Origin of the sequence: Enterococcus sp. 9D6_DIV0238 (assembly GCF_002174455.2) — a bacterium.
Lineage (GTDB): Bacteria > Bacillota > Bacilli > Lactobacillales > Enterococcaceae > Enterococcus_L > Enterococcus_L dunnyi.
In genome coordinates this window covers 689,965-708,868 of record NZ_CP147246.1, presented here as the reverse complement: position 1 = coordinate 708,868, position 18,904 = coordinate 689,965, and the positions used below count along the sequence as shown (strand labels likewise).

Genomic DNA, 18,904 nt, shown 5'->3' with positions numbered 1-18,904 from the left:
CCATTATGAACGGAAGAATTGTCATTGTCGACGATGAACCTATTACAAGAATGGATATCCGGGGAATGTTGGAAGCGGAAAACTACACTGTCGTAGGAGAAGCAGCAGATGGGATCGAAGCGATCGAAATGTGTAAACAACAGCACCCCGACTTAGTGATCATGGATATCAGTATGCCGCTTTTAGACGGTTTGAAGGCAAGTAAGAAAATATTAGCTGAGAGGTATGCCAAAGCAGTGATTCTTTTGACCGCATACAGTGATAAAGAAAACATTGAGAAAGCCAAAAAATATGGTGTCAGTGGGTATCTTGTGAAACCGATCATGGAAAAATCATTGACGCCGATGGTTGAAGTGGCCATCGCTAATGGAACAAAAACGAGAGAATATGAAGTGTCACTTGAAAAGTTGACTAAAAAATTGTCCGAACGAAAATTGATTGAAAAAGCCAAGGGAATCATCATGGAAGAACAAAATCTTTCAGAGGATTCAGCGTATCAGCTATTAAGAGATCTTAGTATGAACAAACGCTGCCCGATCGCAGAAATTGCCGAAATGTTTGTGGTTGCTGATGAATGATGAAATGAAAAGACTCCGCTCATTGTGTGAGGAGTACACGGTGCTTTCGCACGAAGATATCGATGAGCTGATCAGTCAGGCAGAACAAATTTTAGCAAGAAAATTATATCCGGATAATGATGTGTTTATTGATGTGATGAATGGATTGACTGGAGATGCTATTGTTGTTTTCCAACGTCCGCCGCTTGCGAAAAAGTCACTGTATTCAAAAGACATCGTCGGACAAAAAGCAAAGCGCAAAAATGAAGCGGCTGTTTATCGTACCTTTGAAACTTCGTTAAATACAGTCGGACTTTTAGCTCGTTCGCAAGAAGATGTCATGGTTCGTCAGCGGGTGTATCCGATTCGCAATCAGAAAAAAAATATTGGCGTTGTGATCGTAGAAGATTCAGTCGATGAAAAAATGAAACATTTTCTTGTTGCTCAAAATGGTATCGAACAAAATCGTAGCCATCCAATTTCGATCACCTCAAAAGAATTTGTCACAGACAATATTGATGAAGGTATTTTGATCTTTAACGCGACTGGCTATCTGGTACAAATGAATCGCGCGGCGGAGTCCTATTATCATGGTTTTGGCTATCTTGATGATATTTTAGGAATGCATTATGATAATTTATCCTTGGATATGTCGACCTTTGAACAGCTGAACTATCTGCGCTCTCGTAATGGCGGTGCTGGTTCGATGGAAAAAGAAATCAAATTTGGTAACTTGTATTTTGAAATGAAATACATTTTTGATGAGGTCGAAGGTACAGTGATCGTGATCATTCACGAGGTGACAGAGGTCAGAAAAAAAGAAGCAGAGATCAGTGATAAAGCTGTCGTGATCAAAGAAATCCATCATCGCGTCAAAAACAATCTGCAAAGTGTGGTATCGATCTTAAGTATCCAAGCGAGACGCTGTTCCACTGATGAAGCAAAAAAAGTACTCACAGAAAGTGTTTACCGGATCATGGCCATTGCCCGCACGCATGAACTACTATCAGAACAACTAGAAGACGATATTTCATTAAAAGCGGTCCTTGATTCTGTGATCGAAAACATGCATCGCTGTTATGAAGACTTGTATCACATTACGATCGAAGCAACTATCGATGAAGAACTGATTTTGAGCAGTGATGTGGTTGTCACGATTGCTCTTGTTGTCAATGAACTCATCCAAAATTGTTATGATCATGCCTTCAATGGCCGCAAACAAGGACAGATCAACGTTGACGTGTCACAAAAAGAAGGCTATGTTTACATTTCGATCGAAGATAATGGTGTCGGCTATCCAAAAGATGATATCAAACAAAATAATCTCGGATTGCAAATCGTCACTAGTTATGTCAGAGAAAAACTAAGAGGCAAATTAGACGTTCAATCCGATTCAAAGGGAACAAAAACCGCTTTTTATTTCAAAAAATAATCACACAGACGAACAATGCTGTTCGTCTAAATCGAGCAAAGGCGCTCAAAAAAACTTTCAAAGTTTTTTTGAGCGCTTTTTTTCTTAGAAAGGAGGAAGAAAAACGAATGGCAGAATCGATGTTGAGTGTAGGGATCGATCTAGGAACATCCACCACACAAATGGTCATCTCAAAATTGACGATGAATAATATGGCTTCGGCGTTTACGATTCCTAGAGTTGAAATAACAAAAAAAGAAGTCATCTTTCGCAGCGAAATCATTTTTACGCCGCTAAAGGAGCAACGGATAATCGATGTTGAGAGAATCAAGCAGTTTTTAGATACACAGTACAAACGATCAGGGATCAAAAAAAGTGAGATTCAAATCGGTGCAGTGATCATTACAGGGGAGACTGCCCGCAAGGAGAATGCTAATTCTGTATTGCAGGCGATGAGCGGATATGCTGGTGACTTTGTGGTCGCGACAGCAGGTCCTGACCTTGAAAGTATTATCGCAGGCAAAGGTGCGGGTGCCCAAAGCTATTCCAAAGAATATCATACAAGTGTAGTAAATCTCGATATCGGTGGCGGTACAACGAATTTGGTCCTTTTTAATGATGACGAACTATTGGATACAGCCTGTTTTGATATTGGCGGACGGCTGATTCGGATATCACCGCAGACCAAACAAATTGAGTATATTGCACCAAAACTGAAGGAGATCATTCAAAAAGAGCAATGGGCGATCGAAGAAGGCATGACTGCATCAGCAGAGCTGTTAGATCCAATCATCCAAATATTGGTTTCCGTCTTGGAAAATAGTGTAGGAATTGGCGATCAAAATCCGTACTACCAGTTATTGATCACGAATAAAGGCTTGAAGCTAAATCAACCGATTCGCTGTGTATCATTTTCAGGCGGTGTCGCCGATTGTCTTGATTCAAAAGACAAAAATTTGTTTGAATATGGGGATATTGGCGTGTTGTTAGGAAAAGCACTAGCGAATTCTCGCCTTTTCAAAGAAAAGCAAGTGATCGCTTCGGTTGAAACTATTCGAGCAACAGTTGTCGGAGCAGGATCACATACAACTAAAGTTAGCGGCAGTACGATCACTTACGATGTCAAGGTATTGCCGATCAAAAATTTACCCGTCTTAAAACTGTCTCAAAGCGATGAACAATTAAATGAAGAAGCACTTGCTTCGGTCATTCAAGAAAAGTTGGACTGGTTTGCCGTCAATAATGAGCAGCAAGCAGTGGCCTTAGGCTTATTGGGTAAAAAAAATCCAACCTTTGCACAAATCACGACGACTGCAAAGACGATTGTGGAAGGATTTAAAAATCAGCTGACGCAGGGGTTTCCACTGATCGTGATCGTAGAAGAGGATAACGCAAAATCGTTGGGGCAAGCATTATACAATTATTTGCCAAAAGAGTATCCGTTTGTTTGTCTTGACGGCATTCAAGTGGAAAATAGTGACTACATCGATATTGGGATGCCAGTCATTCAGGGAAGTATTTTACCTGTGGTAGTGAAAACATTGGTGTTTGAGTAAGGCATAAGTTTTCTAATTATAAATGTGATAAAGGAGGCAATATTTTTATGATCTTAAAAACAAAATTATTTGGCAAAGTCTATCAGTTTAATTCTGTGATGGACGTGATGGCCAAAGCAAATGAAGAAAAATCAGGGGATCGTCTGGCAGGAGTTGCAGCGGAGTCTTCAGAACAGCGGGTGGCAGCTAAGGTGGTTTTAGCTCAGCTGACGATGGAGGATCTATTCAATCATCCTGCGGTGCCTTATGAAGAAGATGAAGTGACACGAATCATCATCGATGACGTCAATCAAAGAGCGTATGACCGCATCAAGCATTGGACAGTAGAAGAATTGCGTGAGTGGCTTTTAGATTTTAAAACAACTGATTATGACATTAAACAAGTCGCTAGAGGTCTGACCTCTGAGATGGTTGCGGCAGTTGCTAAATTGATGTCTAACTTAGATTTGATTTATGCTGCACAGAAGATCAACATCATCAAAACAGCGAATACAACGATCGGTGAAGCTGGACGTTTCTCTGTTCGTCTGCAGCCAAATCATCCGACTGATGATGTGGACGGCATCATGGCCAGTGTGATGGAAGGCTTATCTTATGGAATCGGAGATGCTGTGATCGGTCTTAATCCGGTAGATGATTCGACTGAAAGTGTGAAGCGGATTTTACACAAATTTGAAGAATTTAGAAGCGAGTGGGAAATCCCAACGCAGACCTGTGTCTTGGCACATGTTAAAACACAAATGGAAGCGATGCGTCAAGGAGCACCAACTGGTCTAGTATTTCAATCGATTGCTGGTTCTGAAAAAGGAAACACAGCATTTGGTTTTAATGCAGGCGATATCGCTGAAGCAAAACATCTAGCTTTACAGCAAGGACAAGTGGCAGGTCCTAACGTGATGTATTTTGAAACAGGACAAGGTTCGGAACTTTCATCAGATGCACATTACGGTGTCGATCAAGTAACGATGGAAGCGCGTTGCTATGGATTTGCTAAACGGTTTGATCCTTTTATGGTCAATACGGTAGTTGGCTTTATTGGGCCGGAGTATTTATACGATTCAAAACAGGTCATCAGAGCAGGATTAGAAGATCACTTTATGGGGAAACTTTCCGGCATTTCAATGGGCTGTGATGTTTGCTATACCAATCATATGAAAGCGGACCAAAATGATGCGGAAAATTTATTGACGTTACTAGGGACAGCCGGCGTGAACTTTGTGATGGGGATCCCTCATGGAGACGACGTGATGCTGAACTATCAAACTACTGGGTTTCATGAAACAGCAACGATTCGTTCGATGCTGAATAAACGTCCGATCAAAGAGTTTGAACAATGGATGGAAAAAATGGGCTTCATGGCAAATGGTCAATTAACTGATCTAGCTGGCGATGCTTCTGTATTCTTAAAAAAATAAAGGGAGTGAACAGAATAAATGGTGGATAACAATGAAATCAAATCGCTGATCGTATCTATTTTGGAAGAAATGACGGAAACAAATACGATCGCAGAACCAAAAGAACGTGTAGCAGAACCGATTCACTCAAAAGCTGAATCTCAAATCGAAGAAGGAGTCATCGATGATATTACCGAAGTTGATATTCGCAAACAATTCTTGATCCCGAATCCGGCCGATCGAGACGGTTATTTAAAAATGAAAGCAAAAACACCTGCCCGTTTAGGTTTATGGCGCAGCGGTCCACGTTATAAAACACAATCGATGCTGCGCTTTCGCGCCGATCATGCTGCTGCACAAGATGCCGTATTTTCTTATGTGTCGGATGATTTGATCAAAGAAATGAATTTTATCGAAGCAGCGACAAAATGTCAGGATAAAGACGAATATGTTACACGCCCAGACTTAGGTCGTCAATTTGATGAAGAGAACACGAAGAAAATCAAAGAAAATGTCAAACCAAACCAAAAAGTACAAGTCATCGTCGGTGATGGTTTGAGCTCTGCTGCAATCGAAGCAAATATCAAAGAAATTTTACCTTCGATCAAACAGGGGTTGAAAATGTTCAACTTGGATTTTGATAGCGATTCGGTCGTCTTTATCAAACATGCTAGAGTACCGGCGATGGATCAAATTGCTGAATTGACAGGAGCAGAGGTCGTTTGTTATTTGATCGGCGAACGTCCTGGCCTAGTCACAGCTGAATCAATGAGTGCCTATATCGCATACAAACCAACGGTGGGAATGCCGGAAGCCCGCAGAACCGTCATTTCAAATATTCATAAAGGCGGTACACCGGCAGTTGAAGCAGGTGCCTATATTGCAGAGCTGATCCATAAAATGCTGGAACATAAAAAATCAGGGATCGACCTGAAAGAAGTGGAATAAGGAGAGGATTAACGTATGAAAAATGAACGTTTAGGTGCAAGTGTACTGAGTGTCAAAGTGATTTCAAATGTCGCTCCTTCAATGGCTGAAGCTCTTGGTCTAGGGCCAGATCATCGTAGTCTAGGGCTAATCACATCAACTTGTGACGATGTAACCTATGTTGCTTTAGATGAAGCAACTAAAGCTGCAGCAGTAGATGTGGTCTATGCGAAGAGTTTTTACGGCGGCGCCGATAATGCGACGACGAAATTAGCTGGTGAAGTGATCGGGATTTTAGCGGGGCCAAGTCCAGCAGAAGTAAAAAGTGGTTTAGCCGTAGCAGTTCAGGAAATTGAAACAGGGGCAAGTTTTTACAGTGCAAATGAAGATGATTCCATTCCGTATTTTGCCCACTGTGTATCGAGAACAGGAACACATCTTTCTAAAGAAGCAGGTATCTCAGAAGGTTCAGCGTTGGCCTATTTGATTGCACCGCCGTTAGAAGCAATGTATGGATTAGATGCAGCTTTAAAAGCAGCAGATGTTGAAGTTGCTGCTTTTTACGGTCCGCCATCTGAAACCAATTTCGGCGGAGGATTATTAAGCGGCAGTCAGTCAGCGTGTAAAGCAGCATGTGATGCTTTTGCAGAAGCGGTAGCAATGGTTGCTGAAAATCCGACGACGTATTAAAAGGAAGTGAAAATCAATGAAGTTAGAAGCTTTAGGTATGATCGAAGTAACTGGCTATTTAGGTGCTGTCAGTGCAGCAGATGCTGCGTTGAAGGCCGCCAACGTTCATTTATTAAAGTCTGAGAAAATCAAAGGCGGAATCACGACCGTGGAGTTGATCGGAGATGTTGCGGCAATCACAGCTGCTGTAGATGCTGGAAAAATCGTTGCCGAAAAACTGGGTTGCCTACGCGCGAGTCATGTGATTCCAAGAATGGACATTGCAGTACAAGAACTTTTAATGGACAAACCAACGGTGACAGAAGAATCAGCACCTGTAACTGAAACAGAGGAAATTAAAGCAGAGTCAGCTGAACTTCAGCAAGATGAAAAATTTGAAAAGGAAAAAACAGCACCGAAAAAGAAAAATCCAAAAAAAGATAGAAAATAAGGAGCCTAAAAAATGACAACACTTGATAAAGACTTGGCTTCTATCCAGGAAGTCAGAAATCTGCTGACAGAGGCAAAAGCAGCGCAAGAAAGCTTAGCAAAAATGAGTCAAGAACAAATCGATCGAATTTGTGAAGCGATTGCAGCATCAGCATACGAAGCCAGAGAAAAACTGGCTAAAATGGCGCATCAGGAAACAGGCTTTGGCATTTGGCAGGACAAAGTCGTAAAAAATAGCTTCGCATCAAAATTTGTCTGGGATTCGATCAAGGAAATGAAAACAGTAGGCATTTTAAATGAAGATAAAGAGCAAAAAGTCATTGATGTCGCTGTTCCAGTTGGAGTAGTTGCCGGCTTGATCCCTTCAACAAATCCAACTTCAACAGTCATTTATAAAGCCTTGATCGCTATAAAAGCGGGGAATGCGATTGTCTTTTCTCCTCATCCGAATGCGCTTCAAGCTATTTTAGCAACTGTTGAAATCATCTCTAAGGCAGCAGAAAAGGCAGGTTGTCCAAAAGGAGCGATCGGCTGTATGCTCAAACCAACGATGCAAGGAACAGCGGAATTGATGAAGCACCAATATACATCATTGATTCTTGCAACTGGTGGTTCAGCAATGGTCAAAGCAGCTTATTCTTCAGGCACTCCTGCAATTGGCGTTGGTCCAGGCAATGGTCCTGCGTATATCGAAAAAAGTGCAGATATTCCATTAGCGGTCAAACGAATCATGGACTCAAAAACCTTCGATAATGGAACAATCTGTGCTTCAGAGCAGTCGATCATTGCTGAAACAAGCAACAAAGCAGAGGTTATCGCTGAGTTGAAAAAACAAGGAGCCTACTTCTTATCACCAGAAGAGTCCGCACAATTAGAACGATACATCATGCGCCCTAATGGTAGTATGAATCCGCAAATCGTCGGAAAATCAGTTCAAGCAATCGCAGAATTAACGCATCTATCTGTACCAAAAGAGGCACGTGTCCTGATTGCTGAGGAAACCAAAGTTGGACATAAGGTTCCTTATTCCAGAGAAAAATTAGCACCGATCCTAGCTTTTTATACAGTTGGAAATTGGGAAGAAGCCTGCGAATTGGCGATGGATATTTTGTACCATGAAGGTGCCGGGCATACGATGATGATCCATTCTCAAAATGATGAAGTGATCCGTCAATTTGGGTTGAAAAAGCCCGTTTCCCGAGTGCTGGTCAATACACCAGGTGCTCTAGGTGGGATTGGAGCGACAACTAATTTAGCTCCAGCTTTGACCTTAGGTTGCGGGGCTGTTGGTGGAAGTTCGACTTCAGACAATATCAGTCCAGCGAATTTATTCAATGTTCGTAGAATTGCTTATGGTATCCGTGAGCTTGAAGATTTAAGAGAACAGCCGGTATCGTCATCAGGATTTAATGAAGAACAGCTAGTGGATACATTAGTAGAGCGGATTTTAGCCAAGTTACAATAATATTTTTTAATATTATGTATATAGATTTATCAGGAATACCTATCGAAAAAAATAATTAAAACATTTTAGGAGGAAGTATATTATGAACGCAAATGCATTAGGAATGATCGAAACAAAAGGATTAGTTGGAGCAATCGAAGCAGCAGATGCAATGGTCAAAGCAGCAGTCGATGCAGGTGCTGCGGCAGCTGAACGTGTAGGGGATCTACTTTCTGTTCATGTGATTCCACGTCCGCATACAGAAGTGGATGCTATTTTACCTCCAGTTAAATAAATTCATGTAACAGAAATGAGAAAGGAAAAGGGAAAAAAACGACCTTATAGAATAGAAGAATCGGTCTCTTTTATACCATCGGTGTATTCTTTCCCTTTCCTTTCAACTTTCTATTATTTGACTAATACTCATTTTAAGCAGAGGTGAAAAAATAATGAATGAACAATTACTAGATACATTAGTGGATCAAGTCGTTGCTAAAATCAATCAGGAGCGTGGTTTTTTGGTTGAAGCTAGTGGCCGTCATATCCATTTGTCTCAAGAACATATCGATGAATTATTCGGCAAAGATTATCAGCTGTCGATCAATAATTACTTATCACAACCGGGACAATTTGCTTCAAAAGAACGATTGACGATTTTAGGTCCAAAGGGAGCACTTCATAACGTAGTTGTTTTAGGTCCGCCGCGTAAGGCTTCCCAAGTCGAGATTTCTGCGACGGATGCATTGACTCTTGGGGGCAAAGTACCAGTTAGAGAAAGTGGCGATATTGAAGGAACACCAGGGATTGTTTTGATCAATGGAAACAAGGTCGTATCACTTGAACAAGGCTTGATCGTAGCGAAGCGGCATATTCATGTAGCGGCAAAAGATGCCTCAAAAATGAATGTTTCACAAGGAGATATCGTTAAAGTCAAAGTTGTCAGTGAACAGCGTTCCTTGATTTTTGATGATGTCGTTATACGTGTAAGTGATAAGTTTGTCACTGCGATGCATATTGATTATGACGAAGCAAATGCCTGTTCTTTTAAAAAAGGGATCAGAGGATTTATCGTAAAGTAGGGATCAATAATGAACACAAAAGAATTTAATGATCTAGTTGATCGAATAACAGAAAAAGTGCTCGAAAAATTAGCTGAAAAGGTTCAGCTACAAACGACGTGCCTTCTAGGTGCGAATCAGGCACAACTTTCAAAAGAACAACTAAACTATTTTAGAAGTTCAGTAAAAAACGGAGATGATCTGATCATCGTAACAGAATTGTCTTTTGAAAATTTAGTCAATATCTGTCAGTTTCGACCTCAAAGTGAGTTGGAAGAAACGGTAGTGGATGCTATCAAGGCTGGCCAGCGTTTTCTTATTTTAAAAGAAGGTCGTTCATACTTATCATTATTAGAATCAGGGAAATATGCATTAAAGGAACGGATTTTAAGCTTTGAATCAGAATTATACCGTTACGGCGGAGATTTTGTTTCAATCAAAGAATCGATGGTGTCTCCCTCTTTCAGAAACAATGTCACTCCTTATGAAAATCAACAGACAAAAAAATTTCTGACAGCAAGGGAACTCATGGAACAGCAGCTTCCTTTTGGCAGTACGCTTTCCCTTTCCAACCAGTGTTTACTGACTGATCAAGCAACAGAGTATATACGTGAGAAAAAAATCAACATTAGCTGGACTAATGAGAAATGAGGAACCAATATGTTCATCGGACGAGTGAAGGGAAGTTTATGGGCAACAAGAAAAGCGGAAAAACTAAATGGATTAAAATTTTTAGTTGTGGAATCATCAGAGGATACTAATCCGCGGCAAACGCTTGTAGCGGCAGACAATACTGGCGCTGGTTTGGATGATCTTGTATTGGTTTCGACTGGCAGTGCTGCGAGAATGTCCTTGGATGATCCAACGATCCCAGTAGATGCGGTCATTGTGGGGATCATCGACTCGGTTGAACTGAATGAATAAGATGCAAAGGATGTGAAGTGAATGAGTATCAATGAAATCATTATGTATATTATCGCTTTTTTCATGGTATTAGGAGCGGTCGATAAGTGTTTGGGCAATAAGTTTGGTTTAGGGGAACAGTTTGAAGAAGGAATCATGGCAATGGGCTCTCTGGCCTTGTCGATGGTCGGGATCATTACATTAGCACCAGTTTTAGCGAACATTTTGAAACCCGTTGTTGTACCTTTATACACAGCTTTAGGCGCTGATCCAGCCATGTTTGCTACAACGCTATTAGCCAACGATATGGGCGGCTTTCCTTTGGCGATGCAGTTGGCACAAGATCCTCAGGCAGGTCTATTTGCCGGTGCGATCTTAGGCGCGATGATGGGGCCAACGATCGTGTTTACGATCCCAGTCGCTTTAGGTATTATTGAAAAAGAGGATCAGCAATATCTAGCTACAGGTGTTTTATCTGGATTGATCACCATTCCGATCGGTTGTTTTGTCGGTGGTATCATTGCAGGCTTTCCAGTGATCATGATTCTAAAAAATCTAGTGCCGATCTTATTAGTAGCTGTATTGATCATGATCGGTTTATGGTTGAAGCCAGATGCGATGATCAAAGGCTTTACGATTTTCGGTAAATTTGTAGTGATCGTTGCGATCGCGGGTTTAGTCTTAGGAGCGTTACAATTATTAGTCGGCATTACTGTAATTGATGGAATCGCACCTGTTAGTGAGGGGATCGAGGTAGTTGGAGGCATCGCATTGACGTTAGCTGGCGCCTTCTGTCTCGTTTTTGTGATCACCAAAGTCTTTAATAAGCCATTGATGAAATTGGGCAAGCTTTTAGGAATGAACGAAGTCGCTGCTGCTGGGATGGTGGCAACACTTGCAAACAGTATTCCAATGTTTCAAATGATGAAGGATATGGATCCTCGCGGGAAAATCATCAACGTAGCATTTGCTGTTTCTGCTGCTTTCGTAATGGGCGATCATTTAGGGTTTACTGCGGGAGTCGCTAAAGAAATGATTTTTCCAATGATCGTTGGAAAATTAGTTGGCGGGATCACAGCTGTTCTGGTCGCTGTTTTTATGGCGAATCGAATGCTGAAAAGAGAAACAAAGCAGGTGGATATACATGAATAATTTAGATGCAGACATGATTCGTACGCTGGTTCGTGAAGTGCTTACAGAACAATTATTAAAAAGCGAAGATCAAACGAAAATGGTCGATCCAAGCGGGATCTTATCCATTAAGCTGCCGCAATTAGATGTATCAGAAGAGGATCGATTGGATACAGGAAATCCTGAGCACAAAGTCTACTGTAAAGATTTAGTGACATTGAAAGAGAGTCCACGCTTAGGTTGTGGACTAATGGTCATGGAAGATACAACGTTCGACTGGCTTTTAGAGTATGATGAGGTTGATTACATCATAGAAGGACAATTGGATGTGCGGATCGACGGCAGAACCGTTTCAGCTGGTCCAGGAGAAATTTTGCTGATTCCAAAAGGAAGCGCCATTCAATTTTCAGTCACTGGAAAAGCGCGTTTTGTTTATGTGACCTATCCAGCTGATTGGCAAAAACAATAATCGAATAAATAGAAATGGTTCGGAAAGTTGGGGAAATGACTAATTTTTTGAACTATTTTTTTGGTTAAAAATAGTGGATAAGAAAAAGCAGAAAGACGTTGATGTATTGACTTTAGAAGGAAAAATTTATATAATGAACAAGTAAGCAACAACGACGTTTCTTACCCACTATGAATGATTATGTCAAGGAAGATATAGCAAATAGTAACAGATCAATCAGTCGCTAAACGAATTGTTTTTTTGAGCAATTGACAGGCTGTGTTTGATGATACTCTTTTGTGAAACGTTGTTTGCTTATCTGACAGAATAACATTCAGTTATAATCGTCAATTCAAACAGCACGCTTTTATAAAAGTGAGGGCTGTTTTTTTATTGCATTTCTTCAACATTTAAACCGACGATCGAAGAAAGGAGACATAGATGAATAAATTCTTTTTTGAACGTAGACATCCTTTGGTGATTACAGCCTATTATATTTTAGTATTAGTGATCCTGATGAGTACAACGAACCCTCTGATCATCACTGCTTGTTTTTTAGGTAGTCTATCTTTTCAGTTGCTGCAGCTAAATGGGCGAAAGAAGCGATCCGTTTTGTATCCATTGATCTTTCTTTTGATCATCACGATCACCAATCCATTATTTGTACATAGAGGTGGAACGATCCTCTTTTTCTTTTTAAGTCGACCAGTGACCAAAGAAGCATTCATCTATGGATTTTTCATGGGTCTAATGATTGCTGGAGTTCTCTACCTCTTTCAAAATTTCCAATCTCAAATCGATTTGGAACAGTTCTATTATTTGTTTGGACAGCGTTTTCCTAAATTAGCATTGATTTTGACAATGGTTTTTCGCTTCATTCCATTGTTTCAGCGTTATTATCACGAACTCAATCAAGTACAGAAAACAGTCCATAGAACGCAAGATCGCTCGTTTAAACAAAAAGTTTCCTATGGGTTGGACTTATTCGGAAATCTGTTTTCATGGTCGTTGGAAAACGCGATGGATACAGCAAGTTCAATGAAAGCTAGAGGGTATGGTATTGGGAAAAGAAGCAGCCGGGTTCAGTATGAGTGGCAAAAAAAGGATTCTTTCTTTCTTCTGATAGTAGGTGTTACGACAATGGTCTTTATGTACCTATTTTTTGCTGACCGTTATCACTTTGATTATTATCCTTATGTAGAAAATTTTTTTGAGGTATTCAAAAGGCAGTGGGCAAGTTATTTGGGTATTTTAGTTTTAGCTTTTCTACCGACACTCAACCGTTTAAAGGAGGCGATCATTTGGACTATCTTGAAATCGAAAATTTAAGTTTTCAATACGCTGGGGATGAACACAAGCGTTTGACGAATATTTCGTTGTCGATCAGCAAGGGTGAGTTTGTTTTGCTGTGCGGTGCTTCCGGAAGCGGTAAAACAACATTATTAAAAATGCTGAAGCCTCAATTGACTCCAGCAGGAACGAAAACAGGAAAAATAGTTTTACAAGAAAAAGAGTTTGACGAACTCTCAGAGACGTTTTCAAGCAGTAAAATTGGATATGTCATGCAAAATCCAGAAAATCAAATCGTCACTGATACAGTCTGGCATGAGTTGGCTTTTGGATTGGAGAATATGGGGCTTTCAGCTATTCTAATCAAAAGTAGGATTGCCGAGATGGCTAATTTTTTAGGGATTCAGGAATTGATGGAGGAGCAGACGGCTGATCTATCCGGAGGCCAAAAACAGCTGCTGAACTTAGCCTCTGTCTTAGTGATGCAGCCCGAACTACTGATTTTAGATGAACCAACCACACAGCTTGATCCAATCGCAGCACAAAATTTTATTGATATTTTGATCCGTCTGAATCGGGAAATGGGTTTGACGATCATTTTAGCGGAGCATGGCTTGGAATCTGTTTTTGCATTAGCTGATAAAGTCGTTCTTTTAGAACGTGGGGCATTGGTCTTTGTAGAAAAACCGCAAGCAGTTTCGACTGCTGTGAAAGATCAACGATTAGATTTAGACAAATTTATTTTGAGCTTGCCAAGCGCGCTGCAGATCTATCATGCTCTTGATATTGAAGATGAAGCTCCGATCACAGTGGTTGAAGGAAAACGTTTTTTAGCAAGACATTTTGCACATGAAAAGAAACAAGAAACTGATCAAACGAACATACAACCGACAAAAACACCTAGCCTTGTCTTGAATAATTGTTGGTTCCGATATGAAAAAAATGGAGACGATATTTTAGCAGGTGTCGATCTGACCTTAAACAAAGGGGAGATATTTTCGCTGGTTGGGGCAAACGGAACAGGAAAAACGACCTTATTGAAGGTGATTGCAGGAATTTATGACTGCTATCAAGGGAAGCAAGCGCTATTTGAACAGCCGTTGAAAAAACAACGAGCGCACATCGGCTTTTTGCCGCAAAGTCCGGAAATGCTGTTTATTAAAGATTCTGTGTTGGAAGAATACCAACAATATCTTCAAGGAAAAAATTATCATGAGTCTGAGCAGCAAAAAAAGATCGAAGCTGTGTCAGCCTTACTTGGCATTACAGATAAACTCTCACAGCATCCTTTTGATTTGAGTGGTGGAGAATGTCAACGCGCTGCTTTAGGCAAAGTCTTATTGACAGATCCCAGTGTGCTGCTTTTGGATGAGCCAACCAAAGGAATCGATAATTATGGAAAAAAACAATTGATTCAATTACTGAAAAAATTAGCGGATGAAGGAAAAACGATTTTGGTCGTCACGCACGATCTAGCTTTTGCTGCAGAGCTATCTGATCGTTGCGGATTGTTCTTCCAGCATAAAGTGTTAACAACGGCCGAGCCGGAAACCTTTTTTAGTGATCACGCATTTTATACAACAGCAGCCAGTCGGATTTCTCGTGAAACCTTTACACATTTAGTGACGACAGACCAGGTAATTAACGTTTGTCAGACAGAAAAAAGGAGACAGAAAAATGAGCATTAAGGGTAAACAAAATGGTATCAAGCTTCTTTTTGGACTTGTTTTTCTACTAGTAGGTATTGCAACTTTTCGTTCCACACAATATCAAATAATTTCTTTGCTTTTAGTGCTGCTGGCTTGTCTACCGATTTATTATCGCTATGAAAAAAAGCAGATGAATATTAAAGAATTAGTGCTGATCGCAGTCTTGACTGCGTTTGCAGTGTCCGGCAGATTTCTATTTTATATGATTCCAGCCGTTACACCAATGACTGCGATCATTATTATTTCAGGAATCTGCATAGGTCCTGAGGTTGGCTTTTTAGTGGGGTCTTTATCAGCGATCATATCCAATATGTTGTTTGGCCAAGGACCGTGGACACCGTTTCAGATGCTATCGTGGGGATTGATCGGCTGTATTGCAGGACTTCCCTGGATGAGCAGTTTGCTAAAAAAGAGTTATTGGTTCTTAGCAGTGTATGGTATCTTTGCGGGGTTGTTTTTCTCCTTTTTTATGGATATTTGGACTGTTTATTCGATCGATCGTTTTTTCTCATGGCAAAGATATGCAGCGCTTTTTATCACAGCGCTGCCGCATACGCTTTCGTATTGCTTTTCCAATGTATTTTTTTCCTGTGTTCTATTTCGCGTCATTCAGAAAAAGCTTCAACGTATTTTAATCAAATACGAAATAAAATAATAAAGACAAAGGTGGATGTTAAAATGAAAAAAGTAATGAGAGTAGTTTTAGTTATGGTCGCACTAGTTTTATTAGGTGCATGTGGAAATACCAACGAACAAAAAGAAACGGCTGAAACAAAAGAAGCAGCAGCAAAAATCACGATCGTTTTAATAGAAGATGAAAAAGAATTTGCTAAAAAAGAGGTAGCAGTTGATAAAAATGAATCATTACAAACGGTGATGGAGAAAAATTTCAAAGTTGAGATGGATAAAGATTTTATAGTTGGTATCGATGGACATAAGCAAGATGCCAAAGCAAGCAAATACTGGTTATACGATGTGGATGGTAAGCAGCCCGATGTTGGAGCAGTTGAGTATTTTCCTAAAGATGGTGAAACGATCACTTGGAGCTTGAACAAGTTATAGCACGTTTTAAAAAGGCAGCAAGGAGGAAATCAGGGTGAAAAAAGCAATTTTTATTGGTTCGGTCGGGTGTGGGAAAACGACTCTTTCTCAAAAACTTAAAGGAGAGGAATTGGCGTACAATAAAACGCAGGCGATTGAATTTCATGATCAAATCATTGATACACCAGGTGAATTTATTCAGCATCGTAATTATTATAGTGCGCTATTGACCACAGCTGTGGAAGCCGAACTAATTGTACTGATGGCTAGTGCAGTTGAAAAAAGACAAACCTTTTCACCACTATTTGCTTCAGCTTTTGCAAAGCCGTGTATCGGAATCATCACCAAGATCGATTTAGCCACTGAAGAAGACTTGAAGCAAACGAAAAGACAGCTTGAGCTGGCTGGTGCGAAAAAGATCTTTATGATCTCTGCTGTTGAAGATCAGGGCATCGATGAATTGCTTGCTTATCTAGAGTCAGACGGAGGGGATATAAATGAAACTTTACACTAAAACAGGTGACAAAGGCCAAACAAAAATCATTGGCGGTGAAACAAGAAGCAAAGCTTCTGATCGAGTGGAGGCCTATGGAACCATTGATGAGTTGAACTCACTACTCGGCTATACGATCAGCCAAATGCAAACATATCGTGAAATAAAAAAAGAATTGGAAGAAATCCAGCAAATTCTATTCGACTGTGGAACAGATTTGGCGACGCCGACTAGCGCAAAAGGCTATCGAACAAAACCAGCCTCTACTCTTTGGTTGGAAGAAAAAATCGATAAATATGCAGAAGTACCGCCAGCGCTTACGGAATTTATTTTGCCAGGCGGCTGTCCAGTTGCAAGCTTATTGCATATGGCTCGAACTGTTGCCAGACGAGCAGAACGCTGTGTTGTTCGTGTACAGGAACAAGAAGAAATCAATTTGGATGCACTGATTTTTTTGAACCGTTTATCTGATTATTTTTATGCAGTAGCAAGATTTATCAATTTCCGTGAAGGACGAGAAGATATTCGTTATCGCCGCAATACGCAAGTTTTTCATTCTTAAAAAAAGTGTCCAAACCCTGACAAGCTGTTGTCAGGGTTTCTTTGTTACTATGAGTTTATCAGTCACAGGACTGAACAATAAAGGAGTGAACTAAATGAACACAACAGAAGCATTTAAAAAAATCATGATGGAACAAACTGAAATTGCACTGGCGACTAGTGTGAAAGAAAGACCGAATGTTCGGATCGTTAATTTCTTTTACGACCAAGAAAAAGGGTGCTTGTTTTTCTCGACGTTTAAAGGAAATCAGAAAGTAACTGAATTTGCTGCTAATAACATTGTTGCTTTCACAACGATCCCAAAAGAGAATACCAATCATGTTCGAGTTCAGCAGGCTCAAGTGAAAAGAAGCTCTCTTTCTGTTTATGACACAGTAGATCGATGGGTCGAAAAAATTCCCAGCTATGCAGAAAATATCGAACAAGCAGGTGATATGCTGGAGTTATATGAAGTTCATTTCACAGAAGCGATCGTGATTTTAGGAATGAATAGTAAAGAAACGATTCACCTATAAGAAAAGAGGAAAGAAGATGAAGTATTGGATCGGTGTTGCATCAGAAGATCATGTAGGAATCGGTGTATCAGGCGGATTTGCTCAGCTTTGTCATGGAAAAGGAGCACCGTTGAATAGAATGAATGAAGGAGACTGGCTAATTTATTATGCGCCTAAGAAAAGCTTGAAAACACAAGTGCCTTCTCAACGATTTATTGCAATCGGACAAATTTTAGCGGGTGCTGCCTATCCTTTTGAAATGGAGCCTGACTTCATTCCTTTTAGAAAAAATGTAGCGTATATAAAACAAATCACCCCTCTGCCATTAAAAGCGGTAAAGGATTTTCCTTTATGGCAGGAATACCGCGCACGATTGAGGTTTGGACATTTTGAAATCCCGGAAGAATTATTTACGTTTATTTCATCTCAAATGATCGAAGAATAATGAATTAAAAGAGCCGCAACAAAACGGATACTTAGTTTTGTTTGGGTTCTTTTTTTGAGTAAATCGATTTGCTAAAGCAAACGTTATTTTGTAAGCTATAATAAAGTAATAAGTAAGCAGATAGGAGGATGAAAATGAAAGACTATCTTTATGCGATCAGTGATATTCATGGAGAATATGAATTATTTAAAGGACTGATTGATTATTTCGATCCAAAAGTGCATCAATTAGTTCTGATCGGAGATCTTAATGATCGTGGTCCAAAAACTAAGGAGAGCTTTTTGCTTGGAAAAGAATTGGTTGAAAAGTATCAGGCTATCTATCTTAGAGGAAATCATGAAGAATATTTTCTTCAGTTTTTGAATCAGCCAGAGGACTGGTTTACCAGCTATGTGCGTAATGGCGGGAAAGAAACGATGGAAAGTCTGCTTCATAAAGGAGCGACAGAGGAATACTCACCAACAGAGATTGCAATGATGATCCGCAGCCGCTACAAAGAGCTGATCGAGTTTTTAAAAGAACGTCCTCTATATTTCGAATGGAAAAACTATCTATTTGTTCATGCTGGTGTTGATTTAGCCAAAAAGGATTGGCGTGAAACAAGCCCACATGATTTCATCTGGATCCGAGACGCTTTTCATCAGGGAAAAAATAATACAGGAAAGACAATTGTTTTTGGACACACAATCACGCCGATGCTGCACGGAGATATGGAAACGACAGATTTGTGGATCTCAGATCATAAAATCGGCATCGATGGGGGCGCTGTTTTTGGCGGTTCAGTTCATGGAGTTATTTTTAACGAGAGAGGCATTGTTCAAGATATCGAGCTTCAAAATAGGCAAGGACCTTGGCAACCAACTTTTTAAGCGAAAGATGATTAAAAATAAATATTAGAAAAGAGCTCGCAACAAATGGAATAC

23 protein-coding genes are annotated in these 18,904 nt (G+C 40.2%); all 23 read left to right on the top strand.

The genetic code is table 11. The annotated features are described in order from the left end of the window. The first annotated feature begins 5 nt into the window (after nt 1-5). The 23 genes from A5889_RS03380 to A5889_RS03270 all read left to right on the top strand — a co-directional run bounded on the left by A5889_RS03380 (nt 6) and on the right by A5889_RS03270 (nt 18,850). Entirely contained in the window at nt 6-578 is a 573-nt protein-coding gene (locus tag A5889_RS03380; protein ID WP_087641466.1) for an ANTAR domain-containing response regulator, read from the top strand. Next, the gene (locus A5889_RS03375; RefSeq protein WP_087641467.1) at nt 571-1,989 is read left to right on the top strand and encodes a sensor histidine kinase; all 1,419 of its coding nucleotides are present in this window, start codon (nt 571-573) and stop codon (nt 1,987-1,989) included. The genes A5889_RS03380 and A5889_RS03375 overlap by 8 nt, the downstream gene beginning before the upstream one ends. 107 nt (nt 1,990-2,096) lie before the next feature. Next, nucleotides 2,097-3,524 (top strand): ethanolamine ammonia-lyase reactivating factor EutA, encoded by a 1,428-nt coding sequence (eutA, locus tag A5889_RS03370; RefSeq protein WP_087641468.1) that lies wholly within the window; start codon nt 2,097-2,099, stop codon nt 3,522-3,524. Between the two features lie 47 nt (nt 3,525-3,571). After that, nucleotides 3,572-4,939 carry an ethanolamine ammonia-lyase subunit EutB gene (locus tag A5889_RS03365; RefSeq protein WP_087641469.1) on the top strand — a complete coding sequence of 456 codons (1,368 nt, stop codon included), beginning with the start codon at nt 3,572-3,574 and terminating at the stop codon, nt 4,937-4,939. A 21-nt stretch (nt 4,940-4,960) separates the two neighbouring features. Then, nucleotides 4,961-5,866 (top strand): ethanolamine ammonia-lyase subunit EutC, encoded by a 906-nt coding sequence (gene eutC, locus A5889_RS03360; RefSeq protein ID WP_176372863.1) that lies wholly within the window; start codon nt 4,961-4,963, stop codon nt 5,864-5,866. 15 nt (nt 5,867-5,881) lie between these two features. Next, on the top strand, nt 5,882-6,535 hold the full coding sequence (gene eutL, locus A5889_RS03355; protein WP_087641471.1) for an ethanolamine utilization microcompartment protein EutL: 654 nt from the start codon (nt 5,882-5,884) through the stop codon (nt 6,533-6,535). A 16-nt stretch (nt 6,536-6,551) separates the two neighbouring features. Further along, a complete protein-coding gene (locus A5889_RS16475) occupies nt 6,552-6,965 on the top strand; it encodes a BMC domain-containing protein (protein WP_087641472.1) in 414 nt (137 codons plus the stop codon). A gap of 12 nt (nt 6,966-6,977) precedes the next feature. Further along, complete coding sequence (locus A5889_RS03345; protein WP_087641473.1) at nt 6,978-8,429, top strand: acetaldehyde dehydrogenase (acetylating); 1,452 nt, start codon at nt 6,978-6,980, stop codon at nt 8,427-8,429. Between the two features lie 82 nt (nt 8,430-8,511). Beyond that, the gene (locus tag A5889_RS03340; RefSeq protein ID WP_217884293.1) at nt 8,512-8,703 is read left to right on the top strand and encodes a BMC domain-containing protein; all 192 of its coding nucleotides are present in this window, start codon (nt 8,512-8,514) and stop codon (nt 8,701-8,703) included. A gap of 154 nt (nt 8,704-8,857) precedes the next feature. Beyond that, complete coding sequence (gene eutD / locus A5889_RS03335) at nt 8,858-9,487, top strand: ethanolamine utilization phosphate acetyltransferase EutD (protein ID WP_087641475.1); 630 nt, start codon at nt 8,858-8,860, stop codon at nt 9,485-9,487. Between the two features lie 9 nt (nt 9,488-9,496). Next, nucleotides 9,497-10,117 (top strand): hypothetical protein, encoded by a 621-nt coding sequence (locus A5889_RS03330; RefSeq protein ID WP_087641476.1) that lies wholly within the window; start codon nt 9,497-9,499, stop codon nt 10,115-10,117. A 9-nt stretch (nt 10,118-10,126) separates the two neighbouring features. Continuing rightward, nucleotides 10,127-10,390, top strand: coding sequence for a EutN/CcmL family microcompartment protein (locus A5889_RS03325; RefSeq protein ID WP_087641477.1), 264 nt, complete (start codon nt 10,127-10,129; stop codon nt 10,388-10,390). Nucleotides 10,391-10,411: 21 nt separating this feature from the next. Further along, the gene (gene eutH / locus A5889_RS03320) at nt 10,412-11,521 is read left to right on the top strand and encodes an ethanolamine utilization protein EutH (protein ID WP_087641478.1); all 1,110 of its coding nucleotides are present in this window, start codon (nt 10,412-10,414) and stop codon (nt 11,519-11,521) included. Then, nucleotides 11,514-11,969: an AraC family ligand binding domain-containing protein gene (locus tag A5889_RS03315; RefSeq protein ID WP_087641479.1), complete on the top strand. Its 456-nt coding sequence runs from the start codon at nt 11,514-11,516 to the stop codon at nt 11,967-11,969. The genes eutH and A5889_RS03315 overlap by 8 nt, the downstream gene beginning before the upstream one ends. Nucleotides 11,970-12,389: 420 nt before the next feature. Next, nucleotides 12,390-13,277: an energy-coupling factor transporter transmembrane component T gene (locus A5889_RS03310; RefSeq protein ID WP_087641480.1), complete on the top strand. Its 888-nt coding sequence runs from the start codon at nt 12,390-12,392 to the stop codon at nt 13,275-13,277. Then, nucleotides 13,250-14,926 carry an ABC transporter ATP-binding protein gene (locus A5889_RS03305; RefSeq protein ID WP_087641481.1) on the top strand — a complete coding sequence of 559 codons (1,677 nt, stop codon included), beginning with the start codon at nt 13,250-13,252 and terminating at the stop codon, nt 14,924-14,926. Before A5889_RS03310 ends, A5889_RS03305 begins: the two co-directional genes overlap by 28 nt. Next, nucleotides 14,916-15,602, top strand: coding sequence for an ECF transporter S component (locus A5889_RS03300; RefSeq protein WP_087641482.1), 687 nt, complete (start codon nt 14,916-14,918; stop codon nt 15,600-15,602). The genes A5889_RS03305 and A5889_RS03300 overlap by 11 nt, the downstream gene beginning before the upstream one ends. A 23-nt stretch (nt 15,603-15,625) precedes the next feature. Next, entirely contained in the window at nt 15,626-16,009 is a 384-nt protein-coding gene (locus A5889_RS03295; protein ID WP_087641483.1) for a DUF4430 domain-containing protein, read from the top strand. Between the two features lie 34 nt (nt 16,010-16,043). Then, nucleotides 16,044-16,502, top strand: a complete 459-nt coding sequence (locus tag A5889_RS03290; protein ID WP_087641484.1) for a EutP/PduV family microcompartment system protein — start codon at nt 16,044-16,046, stop codon at nt 16,500-16,502. Continuing rightward, nucleotides 16,486-17,043: a cob(I)yrinic acid a,c-diamide adenosyltransferase gene (locus A5889_RS03285; RefSeq protein ID WP_087641485.1), complete on the top strand. Its 558-nt coding sequence runs from the start codon at nt 16,486-16,488 to the stop codon at nt 17,041-17,043. The genes A5889_RS03290 and A5889_RS03285 overlap by 17 nt, the downstream gene beginning before the upstream one ends. 94 nt (nt 17,044-17,137) lie before the next feature. After that, the gene (locus A5889_RS03280; protein ID WP_087641486.1) at nt 17,138-17,557 is read left to right on the top strand and encodes a pyridoxamine 5'-phosphate oxidase family protein; all 420 of its coding nucleotides are present in this window, start codon (nt 17,138-17,140) and stop codon (nt 17,555-17,557) included. A 16-nt stretch (nt 17,558-17,573) separates the two neighbouring features. Continuing rightward, nucleotides 17,574-17,981 carry an EVE domain-containing protein gene (locus A5889_RS03275; protein WP_087641487.1) on the top strand — a complete coding sequence of 136 codons (408 nt, stop codon included), beginning with the start codon at nt 17,574-17,576 and terminating at the stop codon, nt 17,979-17,981. Between the two features lie 134 nt (nt 17,982-18,115). Continuing rightward, the gene (locus tag A5889_RS03270) at nt 18,116-18,850 is read left to right on the top strand and encodes a metallophosphoesterase (RefSeq protein WP_087641488.1); all 735 of its coding nucleotides are present in this window, start codon (nt 18,116-18,118) and stop codon (nt 18,848-18,850) included. Nucleotides 18,851-18,904: the final 54 nt, after the last annotated feature.